We start from the raw sequence: 17389 nt of genomic DNA on the forward strand, positions 1-17389 counted from the left end.
GGATGCTGCGCAACCGCGAAATCCGCTGGCTATTTGCCGCACTCGTTACAATCAGCGCACTTGGCACAATCCTGTCAGCCATCTTCGTTTCCTCTAAAGCCGCTTGGTTCGTGCTCGGCGTCTCGCTATTGTTGAGCGCAACGGCACTCGTTTTCACTTGGTGGCGCTACCGGCAAATCGAGCGCTTATCGGGATTTCTCCAACAAATCAGCGGAGGCGATTTTCAGCTCGATGTGCGCGACAACCGCGAAGGCGAGCTGAGCCTGCTCAAAACGCAAATCTACAAAGTGACGAAAATGCTGTCGGAACACGGCGCTCTGCTTAGTGAAGACAAAGGCAAGCTGACGAACGCCATTTCGGACATTTCCCATCAATTAAAAACGCCGCTCACCTCGATGATGGTCATGGCGGATCTGTTACGCGACAGCGAGTTGGATGACGCAAAACGCACCGAATTCATCCGCAATCTCCACGTCCAGCTCGAGCGCATGGACTGGCTCGTGTCGTCGCTATTGAAACTATCGAAAATTGATGCCGGCACGATTCATTTCAAACAAGACCGCATCCCGGTATCCAAGCTCATTGAAAAAGCCGTCGAACCGCTGCTGATCCCGATGGACATCAAAATGCAGGAACTCCATATCGAAGGTGACCCAAACGCGGCGTTTACAGGCGACCTCAACTGGACCACAGAAGCGCTCATCAATATTTTGAAAAACTGCGTCGAACATACTGGGGAAGGCGGCAAGCTGACAATTAGCTACAGCGAAAACGCGCTGTACACGGATATCCGGATCGAAGACAACGGCAGCGGCATTTCCAGAAAAGACTTGCCCTACATCTTCAAGCGTTTCTATAAAGGCGAAAACGCGGGCGACGACTCAGTCGGCATCGGTCTCGCCATGGCCTATAGCATTATCACGAGCCAAAGCGGCGACATCGAAGTCGCAAGCACGCCAAACGAAGGCACCCGCTTCCATATCAAATTCTACAAGCAGGTGATCTAGCGCCTGCTTTTTTTCATGGAATGAAAAAACAGAAACTCCGCCTCGACGGAATTTCTGTTCACTATTGTTAATTAGAATCAACGCTTATCCCGATGTACTGTTAAACCACCAGAAGACCAGTGCAATACTGGCAACGCCCCAAGTAGTAACGCTCCATACCCACCAAACCAAGTGCTTGGTATCTTTTGAAACATACTCGCTGTCCGGATTTGCTTTGACATGCGCAAGCTTCGTCTCCATGCGTCTTTTCATGAAAAGGAATACAAGCAATCCGATGAGAATAAATCCGATCATAAACCACAATAATAAATCCACGTTTCCTCCTCCTCTATATGGATGAGTTGTTCACGCTAAACCTGTTTAACCAAACTGAACTAAATAGGAGTTCTATAATTAAATTGTAACATGAAATCAATATCTGGAAATTGCCTCCCACTTTCAAGTGGACTAAAACAGATCTCACTAAATTTTCGTTAAGTGACTAGATTGTCACCTAAGAGTCACCGGGCAGTCATCATGCGCCGTTATAGTAAAATCATACAGTAACCAAACGGAGGGTACACTTATGACAATCATGGAAGTGAAAAACTTATCAAAAGTATACGGCAAGGACGAAATGGCGGTCAAAGCACTCGACGATGTGTCGTTCACGGTCAATAAAGGTGAATTCATCTGCATCATCGGGCCATCCGGTTCCGGCAAATCAACTTTGCTCCACTTGCTCGGCGGCGTCGACCGACCGTCCAGCGGCAATGTGTCGATCGACGGCACCGACATCTATCAACTCGACGAAACACAGCTGGCTATTTTCCGCCGCCGCCAAATCGGTTTGATCTATCAATTCTATAACTTGATCCCGATCTTGACGGTCGAAGAAAACATCACTTTGCCGATGCTGCTCGACGAACAACGTGTCGACAAACACCAATTCCGCAAAATCACCGACACGCTCGGGCTCGACCAACGGCTGGACCATTTGCCGAATCAATTATCCGGCGGCCAGCAGCAGCGCGTGTCGATTGGCCGCGCGCTTGTCAGCAACCCGGCGATCATGCTTGCGGACGAGCCGACTGGAAACCTCGACAGCAAAAACAGCGAAGAAATCATGGAGCTTCTGAAGATGTTTAACAAAACCTTCAAGCAGACTTTGATCGTCATCACGCACGATGAGCGCATCGCCTTGCAAGCGGACCGCGTCATCTCGATCGAAGACGGCAAAATCGCCAAAGACGAGGTCATCCGCTCATGAACATCGTCAATAAAGTCACCGTCCGCCACTTGAAGGAAAACAAACGGCGCTCGCTTGTCACCATTATCGGCGCCATCATTTCCGTCGCCATGATCACCGCGGTCGCAACGCTTGGCGTGTCGTTTCTCGATCTGTTGATTCGCGGAGACATCGAAGAAAACGGCGAATGGCATGTGCAGTATCAAGACGCAAATGTCGAACAGCTTGAAGCGGTTGCTAAAGACGATAACACCGAACAGCTTATTGTCACGAGCGATGGTTTTGCCGCATTCGACAGCGCCAAAACGGAAAACAAACGTTATCTTTATTTTCGCAACTTCGAAACACAAGGCATGGATCATTTCCCGCTTGCGCTCACAGAAGGGCGCTTGCCTGAAAACGCCAATGAAGTCGTCATCTCGGAAACTTTGAATACCAATTCCGACGAAACCTACCAAGTCGGCGACACCTTGACCGCCGGCATCGGCGAACGCATGCACAGCTTGGAAAACCGCAAGCTCTCAGAGTTCGATGCCATGCAGTTCGGTGAAGGCGACACATTCAATGAAGAACTGGTTGATGTAGAAGAGAAAACCTTCGACATCGTCGGCATCATCGAGCAGCCGGGCTGGGAAGTCTCTTGGCTTCCGATAGTGAGCGTCGTCGGGTTTACCGATACCAACACGGCCGCAGCGGGTGACACTTTTGACGGTTACGTCGTCGCTTCGAAAATCAACAACGAATTATTCGATGACGCCAAAGCGTTTGCCAACGAACAGGGCATCCCATCGGTCGATTTCAATTCAGATCTCCTGCGCTTATACGGCGCCACGCAAAACGATAATTTACGGACGACCTTGTTCTCGCTCGCCGGTATCATGATGGGCATCGTCGTCATCGGTTCGGTGGCACTCATCTACAACGCGTTCGCCATCAGCGTCTCCGAACGCGCGCGTCATCTCGGCATGCTCGCAAGCGTCGGGGCGACCAAGCGCCAGAAACGCAACTCGGTATTTTTCGAAGGGGCCATCATCGGCGCCATCAGCATCCCGCTCGGCATTCTTGCAGGGCTTGGCGGCATTTGGGTAACCTTTCAGTTCGTCAACACTTTCTTGCAAGGCGCGCTCAATGTCGAGCAGGAGCTCGAAGTCGTTGTCACGCCGATGATGCTCGTCGTGGCGATTGGTGTCTCGGCACTGACGATTTTGATCTCAACGTACATCCCGGCGCAAAAAGCGTCGAAGATTTCCGCGATTGACGCCATCCGCCAAACGCAAGACATCAAACTGACGGGGAAAGCCGTGAAGACCTCGAAATGGGTGCGCAAATTATTCGGTTTGGAAGCGGAAATCGGCTTGAAAAACTTGAAGCGCAATCGCAAACGTTATTTGGCCACGGTGTTCTCACTGGTCATCTCAATCGTCTTGTTCTTGTCGGTGACCTATTTCACCAATAACTTGAAAACTTCGCTTGAAATGACGCAAAGCGAGCTGCGATACGATATCCAATTGTATGGGGGTGAACTGAACGAAGACAGTCTCGCACAATACGCAAACTTGCCGGACGTCACCGAAGCCGGCTTGATGCGCCAAGCAGGAGGCGAAGCGCATATCCCGCAAGACCGATTGCCGGAAGCATTGCTCGAAGAAATTGAACGGGGCGAAACGGAGCTCATCGACGACCGCTACCGTTATTACGTGTCGGTCTATGCGATGGACAGTGAAAACTTCGAGCAATACGCGGAACAAATCGGCGTCGATCCAGCCGATTTCGGACAGGAAACGCCGCGTGCCATCCTTATCGACAAAGTGGTCTACCAAGACGGCATGTCCGGTACGTTGAAAGAAACGGAGACTGTCAAAGTGGAGGAAGGCGAGAGTTTAGAACTTCTCGGCAGCTCCATCAATGAAATGGGTGAGGAAATCGAACCGGAAGTGCTCGCCAATGTCGAAATCGCTGCGCTGACGGACGAAACGCCAGCGGGTGTGTCCGCTTCCTATCTAGGTAATTTGGATTTGATCGTGCCAATGGATGCGCTTGATGAAATCGGCTTTATCGCTGGCGACACCTATCCGTCCATCACGCTTGCATCGAGCGATCCAATGAAAACGGAAGCCGAGATTCTGGAAATCAACGAAGCTGGCATCGACATCTCGAATGTCTTCCAGCGGCGCCAGCAAGAAGAACAGCTTGTCTTGCTTATGCAGATATTCACATATGGGTTCATCACCTTGATTTCGCTTATTTCCATCGCGAACATTTTCAACACCATCTCGACGAGCGTTCAACTCAGAAAACGCGAATTCGCCATGTTGCGCTCGGTCGGCATGACACCAAAAGGCTTCAATAAAATGATCCGCTACGAAAGCCTGTTCTACGGCGTCAAAGCCCTCGCATACGGCTTGCCGATCAGTTTCGCGGCAATGGTGGCGATGCATTTCGCACTCGGCCAGACCTTCGATTACGGATTCATCGTCCCGTGGGGCAGCGTCGCCTTTGTCATCGTCGTCATCTTCTTGATCGTCGGCGCAGCGATGCTTTACTCGATAGCGAAAATTAAGAACGACAACATCATTGAGAGTTTGAAACAGGAAAATGCATAAAGGAAACGCGCTCTGCCGGTTGGCGGAGCGCGTTTTTTGTATAGAGAGTTAAATTCTGCGAACGGTGTCTTTCTTGCGGAAGATTCCCATTAGCAATAACACCAAGCCGATGATGAACGTGCTGGGGTACAGGATAGCAAGCATCGCCACTGCAGCCCAACCGTTTCGTTCGTAATGAGCATAGCCCATACTGACGAGCCAGGAGAACAACGGGCAGATAACAAACATTGTCGTAACGCCCCAAATGATATATTTGCCTTTGCGCGAATAGCCTTTACCAAATTGATAGGCGAGAAGCAGCGAGACGAGCAAAATGCCACCGGCTGCAGCGTATTCCATGTCGGATAGCCTCCTTGTGATGGATGCCAATCTAAGATGAGCGTCTGTTTAGTTGGTTTCAGTTTAACACAAATTACCAATTTTTGAAGGTTTGCTTGAATAGCGTTCAGCTATCTTGCTGGAAAGGTTTCCCGGTATTCCCTGAGGGTAACAGGGGAGTATAGCTAGGAGGAGAAAAAATGAATAACCGATGGAAAAATGCGTTATTGGTGATACCCATTTATGGCGCAGCCGCCTTTATTATGGGTTATATCATAGAAGGAAAACCGGTTTGGAATCTGGTCATTAGTTCCGTCATTGCTGGATTTCTTCTTGTTGTATTCATTTTGCCGCGCATGGAGAAGAAGCGGCTAGAAAAAGAGAAGAAAACAAAAGCTAGCTTGGAGGAAAACGGTAATGACTAACTATGCAGTAAAGGCCATTTCATGGGCAGTGGCATACGCGGCCATCGCGTTTTTGACGAGTTACATATTCGGCAGCGAACCGGGATGGGTCTTCTTTTTCGGGTCGTTGATTGCCGGATTCATAATAGCCGGTGTGCTGCGGCCCATCGTCCTGAACAAGCGCCGCAAGAAACAGCAGCGGGCAGGTGAGCGTATATGAACTGGCCGGAGGTGAAGAAACATCTCACAGAACCGATTATTTCAAAGGAAAAAGATCCACTGATATTTTTCCCTTTAGTGTTCCTCGCTACCTGGGTCGGGACAGCTGTCTATCAAAGCAGCGGCATCTCATACCTTGAATACATACTATGGATGATTCCAGTAGCCATCGTTGTTTCTATCTTGTATATTTTATTGGTCGTCTGGCTTAAAAAAAGACGAGCGAAATACAAAAAATAAATCATTCAAGAAACGCTGATCTTCAATAGATCGGCGTTTTCTCATGCTCTTAATTGGTGTAAAGAAGCTTATCTCCTTGATTAAATTAATTTATCCCATAAGCCAAAAACCTATTCTCCAAATGAGTAGTAAGTGCTATTATATGTAAGATATTCCAAATCGAGAGGGAGAAAATGATGAGCAAGACGAATATTCAATCCAGCAGAGAGACCGTGTATTTTGTAATTAGCCTGATCTTCAGCATTCTTATTTATATTTTGGCAGCTGTCTCCATTATCGGGATCGGCATCGCCTTGACGGTGTTTGCGATTCTTTTGTTCGCCAATGTCGTCATGCTCGGGACCATCCGCGGCAACGGCGTGCGCATCCACGAGCGCCAATTCCCGGATGTCTATGAACGCGTGCAGACTTTAGCTGCGCAAATGGAATTAAAGAAAGTCCCGGACGTTTTCGTCATCCAATCCGAAGGCGCGCTCAACGCGTTTGCGACACGCTTTTTCGGGCGCGACATGGTCGTGTTGTATTCAGAAGTATTTGAACTGGCGCGCGAGCAAGGCCAAGACGAACTGGATTTTATCATCGCCCACGAACTGGCTCACGTAAAACGCCGCCACGTCTGGAAAAACTTATTGATCCTGCCGGCCGGGTTCATTCCATTCCTCAGTACGGCGTACAGCCGTTCATGTGAATACACGTGCGACCGCCACGCCGCGTACGCTATTCAAAACGCGGCAGCCGCAAAACGCGCATTGACGCTTCTTGGCATCGGCAAGAAAACCTACGCAGAAGTGAACGAAGACGCGTACCGCGAACAGATCCACACCGAGTCGAATGCATTCGTTTGGCTTGCCGAGGTATTGTCGACGCATCCGCGTCTGCCGAAGCGTATCCAGTCCATCGAGCGCTTCCATGATGGCGATGTAAGATACTACGAGCCGAACAACGGCAAAATTGCTCTGGGTGCGACATTGCTCATTGCGGGAGTCACCGCAGGCTATATCGGCCTCATCGCATTAACGACAGCCGGCACCATAGCCTTTGCAAGCTTCATGCAATTTTCAGAAGCGAGCTTCGCCGACGGGTTTTCAGTCGACGGTGAAACGCCGCTCATGGTCGCGGCCTCAGAGGGTGATGTTGCTGAAGTGGAAGCCCAACTCGCAAACGGCGCCGACATCGATGCCCGCAATGGCGGGAATGAAGACGCCTTGATGTATGCGATGTATTCAGGCGATACGGACGTTGTCACCACGCTGCTCGAAGCAGGAGCGGACCCGAACACAACAGATGACTTTGGAACGGTTCTCGCGACAGCCGTGGCTTACGGAGATTACGAAAGCGCTAAAATTCTCGTCGCAAACGGCGCCGACCCAGCACTCGAAGGACCCGATGGCCTAAGCGCCATGGATGAAATCGGCGCGAGCTCCGAAGAAGAATTCATGGAAATGCTGGAACAAGGCTATTAATAGATATCAAAAAAACAAGCGTCGATCGCTAACAGATCGACGCTTGTTTCATTTTTACGCTGCCATCATCCCCATCGACATGATCGATGCCCCATTCGCAATTCCCTTCGTTTTCCCACTCCAGCTCATAACGACCCCAGCTGTATTCGATCGAAATCACTTCGGCTGTCCCGAATGAATTGGTATTAAGCTCTTCGATGATCGCGATGGCCTCGGATTCAGTAATCTGCGGTTCTTGCATGCAGCCGAATAATAGAGGGCTTAAGAACAATACGAGCAAACTCAAGCGTTTCATGGCTTCACCCCTTTGACAGATAGACGGAATTGAGCCAACAAAAGTTACTGGAATTTTGGCTGAATATGTTATGTGATTGCGATAGGCGGGTAGGCAGGGAGTAACACACATTTATTTGGCAACTAGGAACAGCTTGGTGAATGGCAGCAAATGTCCCGGATAGTTAGCACGGAGGAAGAAGCCTCAAAATCCTTACTAGAGAGGAATGGTTGAAATGAAAAAATTCGCAGCAATCATCTTCGCGAGCGGACTGGCATTGTCTGCATGCTCAGGCGACAGTGAACCGGAAACAGAACCGCTCGAAGAAAACGACGGCGCTGATGATACGATGACTGATACGGATGATGGTGAAGAGGAAGAAGAGGATTGATATGATATCAGCGTTAATTTAAGGGTCTTTAAGGTGAAAGTGTTTTACACACTCACTTATCCCAAAACCTTGGAATAGATGAGTGAGTAATAGAATAAAAGGTATTCAAAGAAGCTCGCAGCCATTGCGAGCTTTTTATCGTTCAAAGTAACAAACTATTCATCATCGAACAAACCATCATCATCCATCTCATCTGGATCCATAGCTAAAATCTGCGCATAAGCCTGTTCTCCAACAACTTCTCTCAACGGCACCAGTTTTTCAGGAGCGGCATTTAGCTCCGAAACGCGATTGCTGATTTCAAACTTCCAAAACAGCTCCTTATAATACTCGAGCTCCTGATACAATCTCTCAAATTCTCTGTAATCCAGCATCACGGAATCGATTCGGCCATGAAAAGATAGGTATTGTGGTTTTTCTTTAGCTGCCTTACGCAAATAAGAAAAGTTCTTCGCAGCCTTAGAGACAGGTACGATTTGGTCGGAAGTAATAGAAGGTTTGGGTCCCGATTTAAGAAGCACTCGAATCATCTCCTTATCAGCTCTTTGTCTAAATATGCTCTCAAGCTAATAATCTGTCAATAATCGTAGCAATATTGCAAAAAGCATCCTCAGATTAGTTAAATAATGCTAAACTGAAAATAAGTAAGATACAGGATTTTACAACTAGAGTAGACAGGGGGCAACCGCATGATTATCTATAACGAAAGCTCTTCCAAATTCATCAGCCATGTGCTCGAGCAGCGCATTGAATCTGTTCTTCTGGATCGAGTGCAGGAGAAGATGAACCATTCGGTTTCTCCGAGTGAAATTCGTTCGTGGACCAACTCCTTGCCTCAAATGGCAAAAATTTTGAGGGATGCTGATTTGAAAGATGGCACGCATGTCTTGCTCGAATACAAATTACCATCAACTGAAAAGCGGATTGATTTTCTCATCACCGGCGAAGACAAGACTGGTAAGCAAAACGCGGTCATTGTGGAGCTAAAGCAATGGCAGAAATCCCAGCTGGCAGAAGGCGATGGCATCGTCAAAACCTATCTCGGCGGGCGCAATCGTGAAACGGTGCATCCTTCCTACCAGTCCTTATCCTATAAGCGCTTTCTCGAGAACTTCAACGAGTCCTTATATGAAGGCACTTCAATCAATTTAAGCTCTTGTGCGTATTTGCATAATTACATACCCAACCGTGAATCAGAGCCCTTGCTCGACGAACGCTACCAAAGCTATATCGAACAGTCTCCGGTCTATTTCCAATTTGATGACCTGTTGTTGCGAAAACGTATTAATGACGCGGTCTCGGAAGGAAAAGGCGACGAAATCGCACGGAGAATTGAAGAAGGACGTATCCGACCCTCAAAAAAACTGGTCGAAGCCGTTAATTCATTGTTCGAAGGCAACGAGGAATTCATCCTGCTCGACGAACAGAAAGTCGCCTACGAAAAAGTGCTATCCATTTACAATGGCTTAGATCTCGAAACCGACCAAAAGCACACAATCCTCATCAAGGGCGGACCAGGCACCGGTAAATCTGTCATCGGCTTGAACCTGATGAATTTCCTGTTAGGTGAGGAAGCAACAATTGAATACATCACGCCGAATCAATCGTTCCGTGAAATCCTGCGCAAGAAACTGATTGGCCGGAGCGGCTTCGTGGAAATCCGTAGCTTGTTCAAAGGATCCGCAGCATATGTGGATACACCAAACAACTATTACGACGTCCTCGTCTGCGATGAAGCTCACCGCCTGAAAAACCAAGGCCACATGAAACCGAAAATCGAAGGTGAAAACCAAGCGACACAAATCATCCGCTCCAGCAGACTCAGTGTCTTCTTTATCGACGACGAACAAGTCATCTCTAATAAAGATATTGGACGCTTCGAGCTGTTAAAAGAAGAAGCTGAAAAACAAAATGCCAACGTCCATGTCGTCGAACTCGACTCACAGTTCCGCTGCGCAGGCTCAGGCAATTATCTAGAATGGCTCGATAATTTGCTATACGACAAGAAACAGGACATCCCGCTCGACGGCGACTTCGACTTCCAAGTCGTCGATTCCCCGCAGGAACTGTACGACAAAATCGTCAAAGAAAAAGGCGGCCGGCTACTTGCCGGCTACGCCTGGGATTGGAATAAGAACCCTATAAACGGAAAGTTGCCAAAAGACGTTGTCGTAGAAGAACATGACTTCGCCATGCCATGGAACGACCCGAACCGCATCGACTGGGCGATCCACCCTGAAGGCTCTGAACAGATCGGCTGCATCCATACCGTTCAAGGACTCGAGATGGAATATGTAGGTGTCATTATAGGCAACGACTTGACCTATAATCCGGAAACACAATCGCTGGAAGTGAAGCGGGAGAATTTTAAAGACAAAGGGGCAAGACCGGCAAAACCGAAGGGGAAATATGCAGTCGATCCGCTTGATCAATTGGTGAGGAATACGTATAAGACCTTGATGACTCGAGGGATGAAGGGGTGCTATGTTTATTTAGTGGATAAAGATCTTAAAAATACTTATATGGGAGGTAATAATAAAGATAAAAGCCACTAAAATTAGAAAATTATTTATAACAATGTGAGGGGAGCTATATGCTCTATGGAAGAAATAAAAATGATAACAAATGTATTTACAAAAGAAGAGATAGTGAGAATTGTTGAAAATTTTAATATCAAAATACCTGGTTTCCAAAGAAGTTTCGAAAGAGTACCTATAGAGATGCTACGCTCATACCTAGCAAAAGAATTGAAAGCTAGTTTAACTCAAAAAAGAAAAGGTAGAAAACATACCACAATTTCGGAAGTTTATGAGTTCATAAGCTTTACATTTGCTAAAAATAACTCTGAAGTTCCCAATCTAACATTAGAAGAACTTAGTTTTAAAATAGGTGTAGATGTAAATTATTCAACAGGTATTGTTCTATCTTTAATTAACACTAATTTCCCCGAAGTTTATGAAAAAAACAAAGATTTACTTATTAATAATGTAATACAAAGCGAGCCTATACTAAAAAATATAATTAGATCAAGTACTACCGATGAAAAAATTGAAAATATAAAAAAGGTTCTTCTTTCCGAAAATGCCTTAGACATTAAAATAAATTCATATATTACCGAAATAAAGAGTATATATAGTATAAATTTTTACGAAGAAATCTTCTTTAAAGTCAATAATAAAGGGGCTGATAGCTTTACAAAGGAACTATTAAAAACACCAAAAGAAGATTGGTATATCCATATTTTAGCTTTCTTAAGTGAGAAAGAAAGATACTTAGAAAGTAAGTATAGTTTTCTTCTTCAATACGTCATTAGTTGTATGGAAGAGAAAATTTCAAATAGTCAGATAAAAAGAATCACTAAGCTAGTAGAAGAGAATACGCACAAGAGTAATAAGTTAAGTGCAGCATATGAGGAAAATAAAAAATTAGAAAACATTGTACAAGAATTTGAAAATGTATCAAAATCTCATAATGAACTAATGGAGGAAAATCAAAACTTAAAAATTACTTTAACGAAATTAACAGAACAAAGAAACAGAGAGGAACCTTTTCTGCAATACTATGATTTTTTACTGAAAAAACACAGGGCAATTATTATAACGAGTGATATCCGATTGTTTGAAGGAACTCAATTAAATGACTATGTACTGAGCATAGAACATTTTCATCAAATGAGAAAAGAAAAGAATGCAACATTCTTATTGAACAAAACTATTCTCATATCCAGGACTTCTTTCATATCCACTAACGAATGGTTGGTCTCTAAAAGATATTTAGAAAAAAATGACTTCCTTTTTCATGAGATATTAGGATATGAAATTGAAGATTATTTAAAACAAATTTTGAAAGTATTACAGAATGAAAGGATGAGGGAACGTTGATTAACGGATACATGAATCAGGAAATAAGCAAAGAAAATCGACAATTAATTGAAGAATGTTACATTTTAGGAAGGTTAGCAGATGATAATGACGGAGGTCATTTGCCAAGACTTGGAGCCGAATTAGACAAGGCAATAACGTACCATAAAGATGGAGATGATCGAGTTGTATTTTACCTTACAGCTTTATCAAGGGAACCAGAATTACTGAAACGCTTGTTAGGGAAAAATAGCAATGAAGTGTATATTTCATTTGACAACAAAAATAAAAGATATTTAGAAAGAATAGGTTATTACGACGAAGAGAATAGAGTAGATTTTTTACGTGAACATTTTAACGAGAAATTAATCTTATTTAAGCCGATTTTAAATTATGAAACAAAAAAAGGACGTTATCACTTTAATTTTGAAATTCTTCTAGTAGAAAAAATGGATACTGACGAGGAAAGAATCGAAACCTTTTTACCAGTTCCGATTCTGAGTCACTCTATCCCTGCAACTCGATTTGAAAGAAAGTTATTAGATGGTAAGCCTATAGAATTAAATGATTATAATCATGCATTTGATGTTCCGGAATTTATTATTTGTGATGGATACATTTATCAAATTCCTGACGAAACTGTATTTGAAAAATATAACATTAACTCTAATATGTATATTTGTCGAAAGCCCGAGCAGGTTATGCGTATTGAAATACCTGAAGATTACGAAAGAAACATGAAAATGGTGCACAAAGAAATAGCTTTCACCTCAAATAATAATCGATTAAGTTGGATAGATTTATTTAATGAAGAGGGTATTTCTGTTCAAGAAATAGAAGATAACAAGAAAGTGGAAAACGAAGAAAGAACACAATTAAAAGTAGAGAGTTCAGTTTCACAAGCTGGATCAGTAGAAATGAGTGTTGAAGAAAAGGTAAGTGAGGGGGATTTTATATTTCGTCTAGATTACTTAGCTCGAAAAAAGAAACTAAGGTACTCTGCTGATGACCTTTATAATTTTCATACCTCATTGAAGACATCTAACTTCACTATATTAGGGGGGATGAGTGGGACTGGGAAAACTCAACTAGCTATGCTGTATGCAGAGGCATTAAAAATCGAGGAAGGAGATAATTTGCTGTTTATCCCTGTAAAACCTTCATATACTGAACCAAGTGATTTGTTAGGGTTTTTAAATCCTATAACGGGTGTTTATACAGAAAGTGACGTTGGATTAGTATCCTTCATATATAACGCAAGTCAAAACCCTGAGAAAATGCATATGGTTGTGTTTGATGAAATGAATTTGGGTCAAGTTGAACATTATTTTAGTGATTTCCTATCTATTTTAGAACTTGAAGGTGATCAAAAAAAATTGCGCTTATTTAGTAAAAAAGCAATTTGTGTTCAAGAGCATTTTAGATCTGGAATTCATATCGGTGATAATATTTTATTTGTAGGAACAGCAAACTTTGATGAAACTACAAGAGATTTTTCAAATCGTATGTTGGACCGCAGTAACGTTATAATACTTGAAAAAACAACATTTACTGATGCTTACAAACATGAGGTAAACGAAAATATTGAAAATCCAAAGGATTATGAGAATCAAGAGAAGAATGAAATAAAAAATCCTGATACTGCAATTAGTTCAGATAACTACAATAGTTGGATCATACAGAGCGGAAAAAGATTAGGTTCTTTAGAAGAAAAAGAATTGTCAATTCTAGATAAGTTACATGAAGAAATGAGTAGTTTCGATTCGCAGACAGGCGTCTCTTTTAGAATTGCTGAACAAATAGGACATTATTTAGATAATATACCTAATGATGAAAAAGGAGTTCCATTTCTAACAAGAAAAACTGCATTTGATTATCAAATTAAACAAAGAATATTATCGAAAATACGTGGTCATAGAGAACAAATAGAGAAGTTAGTTGGTCGTTTTGATGAAGAAAATGGATATTCGGGAGGTAGACTAAGCATTGTATTAACAAGCGGAGAAAGGCACAATTGTGAAAAATCTATAGCATATTTAGAACAAAAAGCGAAAGAGTTGATGAGGAATGGTTATACATTATAAACAACAACCTCTGCATATAACGGGATATTTTGAAAATAGATTCCAAAAAACTCTAGATATTGTAAAGGTTTGGAAAAATGAAGAAGAAATGGAAATATCTGATTTTCCCATAGTAAGAGAAAACTCTATAATTGGTTTGCAATTTTTTGTTGATGAAGAACACCAGTACGATGATTCTGCAAACTTCAATATTCAAACGAATTTATATGAACAAGATGAGAGAAAAATGTTGAGATATAAATTAAGTTTAGGTGTCTCAGAAAAACAATGGTTGTATCAAGGTAAAGATAATGAAGAATTCCCATGGAGAATGGGAATTTACTTTTTTGAAATATATTATCGAGGAGTTAAGTATATAGGCGGTATAAACGTACTTCCTAATCACTTAGATGAAGAGCAAGTATTAACTATTCACAACTATCTTAATGAACAGGTCCAAGATATTATTTATGATTTCGTTTATAGTAATAAATCGTCTTCACATGAGAGTGATATCTTGTTGCCTAAATATTGGTACTATGATTATGCGCGTAAAGTGGCGGATAGATTGGGGGAATTTACATATTCTATGGCAGCAATTAATAAAAACCCTTCTAACCAGATTACAACTGTTTATAAACCATCAATCCATCCTGGAATAACAGATAAAAAAAGTATCGTGTGGGCATTGTCAAACAAAGGCTTGTCAAAAAATGCTGGAATTAATCGAAGTGCATTTCAATTGAATAAGAGAAAAACGGAAGACTTTGAGTCTCGGCAAAATCAGTGGATAAAAAATATATTGCTCCTTTTGAAAAGGGATGTTCACACTGTATCTAAACATATAATTAAAGATCTAAATATATATAAAGATAAATTATATAGTCAAAAAGAAGCGTACAATAAAGCACTAAAAGACAGAGATTATTTAAAAAATAAAAGGGATAGTGGAGAAAATACAATAAGAAATATTAGCAGTCAGTTGTATATGCTCGATAATGATATAAAAAATACTAATGGTAAAGTGAGCATTTTATCAAATAAATTAACTAACTTAAATAGGATGGAAAGCAGATTATCATATTATATCTCAAATACTTTTCTAGATAAGGTATCAAGAGCTAAATTAAAACCTATTTTAAAAAATTCCCAGTACTATCTTGTGGATTCAATATTTGAAGAACTTTCTAAGATCAGAGAAAATAAAGGCACCGAGAAGCATTTAACTTCGGCATTAAAGCCTACTTGGCAAATATATGAATACTTTTGTTTGTTTAAGGTTATCAAAACATTTACAGACTTAGGATATTTGTTAATTAGTGGAATAGAAGAAAATATAGGAAATGTTTATTTTGAAGATTATATTCAAGAAGGTACAAAATTCATTTTAGAAAACGATGATTATGTGATACATGTTTGGTATGACCATTACCATTCACATTCTGAAAAAGAGGCAAGGGAGAAAGAAGAGCTTTTCTATACTCCAAATCCTAAGAAAAGACCTGACCTTAAAGTTGATTACTTTAGAAAGACAATTGAAGGTGAGAAATTTTTAACATCAATAGTATTGGATGCAAAATTTAGCCAGTTAAAATCAATTTACAATGGTCAATATAGAAATAGAGTCACCGAACAATTAGTTGGCTATTATCACTATTTCTGTGTTCTTTCAGAGGCGGGACATAGACCATGCGTGGAACGTGTAATATGTCTATATGCTGGAGAAGGAAATAGAAATGTTCAGCAGATTCATGAATCAATCACGTATTTAAGATTCCATCCAGAAGTCGGAGAAAATGGCCCCTTTATAATTGGAGAAAACGAGTTGAAAGAAATTCTGAACCCTTCCAGCTATGAGTGAATTTTATTTAAGGTGACGTGATTTGATGAATTATAAAAGATTTTAATAATTGATAAGTATGTTAGTAAGATCAATGAAATTGCCTTTCTAGTAATACATATTTCTATGGAAGGTATTGATTTTGAAACAACTAAAGATATATGGATTAACATGATTGATTGAATTGTAGAAGTAAATGCCATTACTAGTGAAATGAGAGTTCGCGGATAATTCTGCGAGCTTTTTATCTTTGATTTAATAAATAGTTTGCTTCTCCTTCAGAAACTCATTACTATGAATTATTTCTCTTCAATTTATAGATAGTTTTCTAAATGATCTGCTGTTACAACTACTCAAGTGGTAAAATTAAAGGGAAATATCCCCACCTATAAGTGAGTAAATGATTATGTAAATCAAAGGAGCAATACTATGGACATGATGGATAAATTCGGTTTGGATTCAGAGCAGACGCTTTTGCTCTTTAGTTTACAAAGATACTTGGTCGCTAAAGATATTGAGAGTGAAAAAAATGTTACTACAGCAGAAAAGAAAAAGAAATGGCTCGAATTATGGGAGCAAGGGATACATGATTTACTCACTAAGTCTATAGGGGAAACAAAACTCCTGAAGGATAAAGCCTCATTAACAGAGAAATGTCTGGATATATCAAAAGAAGCAGGGCAATTGAGGACACCTCTGTACTTAATCGTGCTCGAATTATCCTTATTCTCTCCATATTTCCCTTTAGTCGAGCAAGCTTCTGGTGATAAAAAAGAGGAACAACAAATGAAATTTAATTTCTTAGAAAGAAAGTTAATGAATTTTAAAGAGCAAGAAAAGCATATAAGATATTTTTCAAACTTATTGGATATTGATGAAGACTTTGTATCTAAATATCAAAAAACATTCAAAAAATCTATTAGGATATTATCTGGAGTGCAGAAAAAATTTGCCGTCGGCGCAGGATTAGGAGCATTACTAATGATAATCACAGCAGGATTGGCGACGCCATTGATTGGTGGACTTGCTGCGCCAGCTGGTTTATTTGGTGCCGCTGCAACTAATGCAGGTCTGGCAGCTATCGGTGGAGGCGCTGTTGCTGCTGGTGGGATGGGTATGGCCGGCGGAATTGCTGTTGTGGTCGGAGGCGGCGGTATTTTCGGGGCATTGAGTGGAGGTACATTGGCTTCTATGCTAACAAAATCGGCTGACTATGCCCTTCGTGAAGGGGCCAAGTTGGAAGTCATTATGAAAGAGATTATCCTTTCAAGCCAAAAGGACATGCGCTTTGCCCAAGAAATGATTAAAGCCCAAAAACAAGTGATCGGGAAATTAGGAGAGCAATTAACAGAGTTGCAGTTAAAAGAAGGCGATAACATGGAACGTATTAAACAATTAACAAAATCTATTATGTATCTGGAAAGGTCTTTGAAGCATTCTCAAGCTGCTTATACTAGTCAAAGCAAAGCTGTTTAAATT

General features: G+C 42.0%; 17 protein-coding genes. 13 read left to right on the forward strand and 4 right to left on the reverse strand.

Annotated features, from left to right (window positions below; all coding sequences use genetic code 11):
* Nucleotides 1-2: 2 nt before the first annotated feature.
* Complete coding sequence (locus AUC31_RS01600) at nt 3-1007, forward strand: sensor histidine kinase (RefSeq protein WP_058381695.1); 1005 nt, start codon at nt 3-5, stop codon at nt 1005-1007.
* A gap of 84 nt (nt 1008-1091) precedes the next feature.
* Here the strand turns inward: AUC31_RS01600 and AUC31_RS01605 are convergent, their stop codons facing one another.
* Entirely contained in the window at nt 1092-1322 is a 231-nt protein-coding gene (locus AUC31_RS01605; protein ID WP_058381694.1) for a hypothetical protein, read from the reverse strand.
* A gap of 250 nt (nt 1323-1572) precedes the next feature.
* Here AUC31_RS01605 and AUC31_RS01610 point away from each other — a divergent pair, with 250 nt between their 5' ends.
* Nucleotides 1573-2256, forward strand: coding sequence for an ABC transporter ATP-binding protein (locus AUC31_RS01610; protein WP_058381693.1), 684 nt, complete (start codon nt 1573-1575; stop codon nt 2254-2256).
* A complete protein-coding gene (locus AUC31_RS01615; RefSeq protein WP_058381692.1) occupies nt 2253-4838 on the forward strand; it encodes an ABC transporter permease in 2586 nt (861 codons plus the stop codon). The genes AUC31_RS01610 and AUC31_RS01615 overlap by 4 nt, the downstream gene beginning before the upstream one ends.
* A 48-nt stretch (nt 4839-4886) precedes the next feature.
* On the opposite strand, the gene AUC31_RS01620 is transcribed toward AUC31_RS01615, so the two are convergent.
* Nucleotides 4887-5177 carry a hypothetical protein gene (locus AUC31_RS01620; RefSeq protein WP_058381691.1) on the reverse strand — a complete coding sequence of 97 codons (291 nt, stop codon included), beginning with the start codon at nt 5175-5177 and terminating at the stop codon, nt 4887-4889.
* Between the two features lie 179 nt (nt 5178-5356).
* Here AUC31_RS01620 and AUC31_RS01625 point away from each other — a divergent pair, with 179 nt between their 5' ends.
* The 4 genes from AUC31_RS01625 to AUC31_RS01640 all read left to right on the forward strand — a co-directional run bounded on the left by AUC31_RS01625 (nt 5357) and on the right by AUC31_RS01640 (nt 7482).
* Nucleotides 5357-5581, forward strand: coding sequence for a hypothetical protein (locus tag AUC31_RS01625; protein WP_058381690.1), 225 nt, complete (start codon nt 5357-5359; stop codon nt 5579-5581).
* Nucleotides 5574-5780: a hypothetical protein gene (locus tag AUC31_RS01630; protein WP_058381689.1), complete on the forward strand. Its 207-nt coding sequence runs from the start codon at nt 5574-5576 to the stop codon at nt 5778-5780. The genes AUC31_RS01625 and AUC31_RS01630 overlap by 8 nt, the downstream gene beginning before the upstream one ends.
* A complete protein-coding gene (locus tag AUC31_RS17810; protein ID WP_058381688.1) occupies nt 5777-6019 on the forward strand; it encodes a hypothetical protein in 243 nt (80 codons plus the stop codon). Before AUC31_RS01630 ends, AUC31_RS17810 begins: the two co-directional genes overlap by 4 nt.
* Before the next feature lie 176 nt (nt 6020-6195).
* Nucleotides 6196-7482 carry a M48 family metallopeptidase gene (locus AUC31_RS01640; RefSeq protein ID WP_058381687.1) on the forward strand — a complete coding sequence of 429 codons (1287 nt, stop codon included), beginning with the start codon at nt 6196-6198 and terminating at the stop codon, nt 7480-7482.
* Between the two features lie 28 nt (nt 7483-7510).
* On the opposite strand, the gene AUC31_RS01645 is transcribed toward AUC31_RS01640, so the two are convergent.
* Entirely contained in the window at nt 7511-7777 is a 267-nt protein-coding gene (locus AUC31_RS01645) for a hypothetical protein (RefSeq protein ID WP_058381686.1), read from the reverse strand.
* A gap of 214 nt (nt 7778-7991) precedes the next feature.
* Here AUC31_RS01645 and AUC31_RS17620 point away from each other — a divergent pair, with 214 nt between their 5' ends.
* Nucleotides 7992-8147, forward strand: coding sequence for a hypothetical protein (locus tag AUC31_RS17620; RefSeq protein WP_157073443.1), 156 nt, complete (start codon nt 7992-7994; stop codon nt 8145-8147).
* A 155-nt stretch (nt 8148-8302) separates the two neighbouring features.
* On the opposite strand, the gene AUC31_RS01650 is transcribed toward AUC31_RS17620, so the two are convergent.
* A complete protein-coding gene (locus AUC31_RS01650) occupies nt 8303-8668 on the reverse strand; it encodes a type II toxin-antitoxin system Phd/YefM family antitoxin (protein ID WP_058381685.1) in 366 nt (121 codons plus the stop codon).
* Between the two features lie 168 nt (nt 8669-8836).
* Between AUC31_RS01650 and AUC31_RS01655 the strand changes: the two genes are divergently transcribed.
* The 5 genes from AUC31_RS01655 (at nt 8837) to AUC31_RS01675 (ending at nt 17386) form a co-directional block, all read left to right on the forward strand.
* Nucleotides 8837-10702, forward strand: a complete 1866-nt coding sequence (locus tag AUC31_RS01655; RefSeq protein WP_058381684.1) for a DUF2075 domain-containing protein — start codon at nt 8837-8839, stop codon at nt 10700-10702.
* A 45-nt stretch (nt 10703-10747) separates the two neighbouring features.
* Entirely contained in the window at nt 10748-12028 is a 1281-nt protein-coding gene (locus AUC31_RS01660; RefSeq protein WP_058381683.1) for a hypothetical protein, read from the forward strand.
* Nucleotides 12025-14091, forward strand: coding sequence for an McrB family protein (locus AUC31_RS01665; RefSeq protein WP_058381682.1), 2067 nt, complete (start codon nt 12025-12027; stop codon nt 14089-14091). The genes AUC31_RS01660 and AUC31_RS01665 overlap by 4 nt, the downstream gene beginning before the upstream one ends.
* Nucleotides 14075-15931, forward strand: a complete 1857-nt coding sequence (locus AUC31_RS01670) for a hypothetical protein (RefSeq protein WP_058381681.1) — start codon at nt 14075-14077, stop codon at nt 15929-15931. Before AUC31_RS01665 ends, AUC31_RS01670 begins: the two co-directional genes overlap by 17 nt.
* Nucleotides 15932-16339: 408 nt before the next feature.
* Entirely contained in the window at nt 16340-17386 is a 1047-nt protein-coding gene (locus AUC31_RS01675; protein ID WP_058381680.1) for a hypothetical protein, read from the forward strand.
* Nucleotides 17387-17389 lie beyond the last annotated feature (3 nt).

Origin of the sequence: Planococcus rifietoensis, assembly GCF_001465795.2 — a bacterium.
Taxonomy (GTDB): domain Bacteria; phylum Bacillota; class Bacilli; order Bacillales_A; family Planococcaceae; genus Planococcus; species Planococcus rifietoensis.

Coding starts and splice junctions, on each gene's coding strand:
- AUC31_RS01640 (WP_058381687.1), top strand. CDS start 6,196: ATGAGCAAGACGAATATTCAATCCAGCAGAGAGACCGTGTATTTTGTA.
- AUC31_RS01675 (WP_058381680.1), top strand. CDS start 16,340: ATGGACATGATGGATAAATTCGGTTTGGATTCAGAGCAGACGCTTTTG.
- AUC31_RS01645 (WP_058381686.1), bottom strand. CDS start 7,777: ATGAAACGCTTGAGTTTGCTCGTATTGTTCTTAAGCCCTCTATTATTC.
- AUC31_RS01670 (WP_058381681.1), top strand. CDS start 14,075: ATGGTTATACATTATAAACAACAACCTCTGCATATAACGGGATATTTT.
- AUC31_RS17620 (WP_157073443.1), top strand. CDS start 7,992: ATGAAAAAATTCGCAGCAATCATCTTCGCGAGCGGACTGGCATTGTCT.
- AUC31_RS01660 (WP_058381683.1), top strand. CDS start 10,748: ATGGAAGAAATAAAAATGATAACAAATGTATTTACAAAAGAAGAGATA.
- AUC31_RS01615 (WP_058381692.1), top strand. CDS start 2,253: ATGAACATCGTCAATAAAGTCACCGTCCGCCACTTGAAGGAAAACAAA.
- AUC31_RS01655 (WP_058381684.1), top strand. CDS start 8,837: ATGATTATCTATAACGAAAGCTCTTCCAAATTCATCAGCCATGTGCTC.
- AUC31_RS01630 (WP_058381689.1), top strand. CDS start 5,574: ATGACTAACTATGCAGTAAAGGCCATTTCATGGGCAGTGGCATACGCG.
- AUC31_RS17810 (WP_058381688.1), top strand. CDS start 5,777: ATGAACTGGCCGGAGGTGAAGAAACATCTCACAGAACCGATTATTTCA.
- AUC31_RS01610 (WP_058381693.1), top strand. CDS start 1,573: ATGACAATCATGGAAGTGAAAAACTTATCAAAAGTATACGGCAAGGAC.
- AUC31_RS01625 (WP_058381690.1), top strand. CDS start 5,357: ATGAATAACCGATGGAAAAATGCGTTATTGGTGATACCCATTTATGGC.
- AUC31_RS01600 (WP_058381695.1), top strand. CDS start 3: ATGCTGCGCAACCGCGAAATCCGCTGGCTATTTGCCGCACTCGTTACA.
- AUC31_RS01620 (WP_058381691.1), bottom strand. CDS start 5,177: ATGGAATACGCTGCAGCCGGTGGCATTTTGCTCGTCTCGCTGCTTCTC.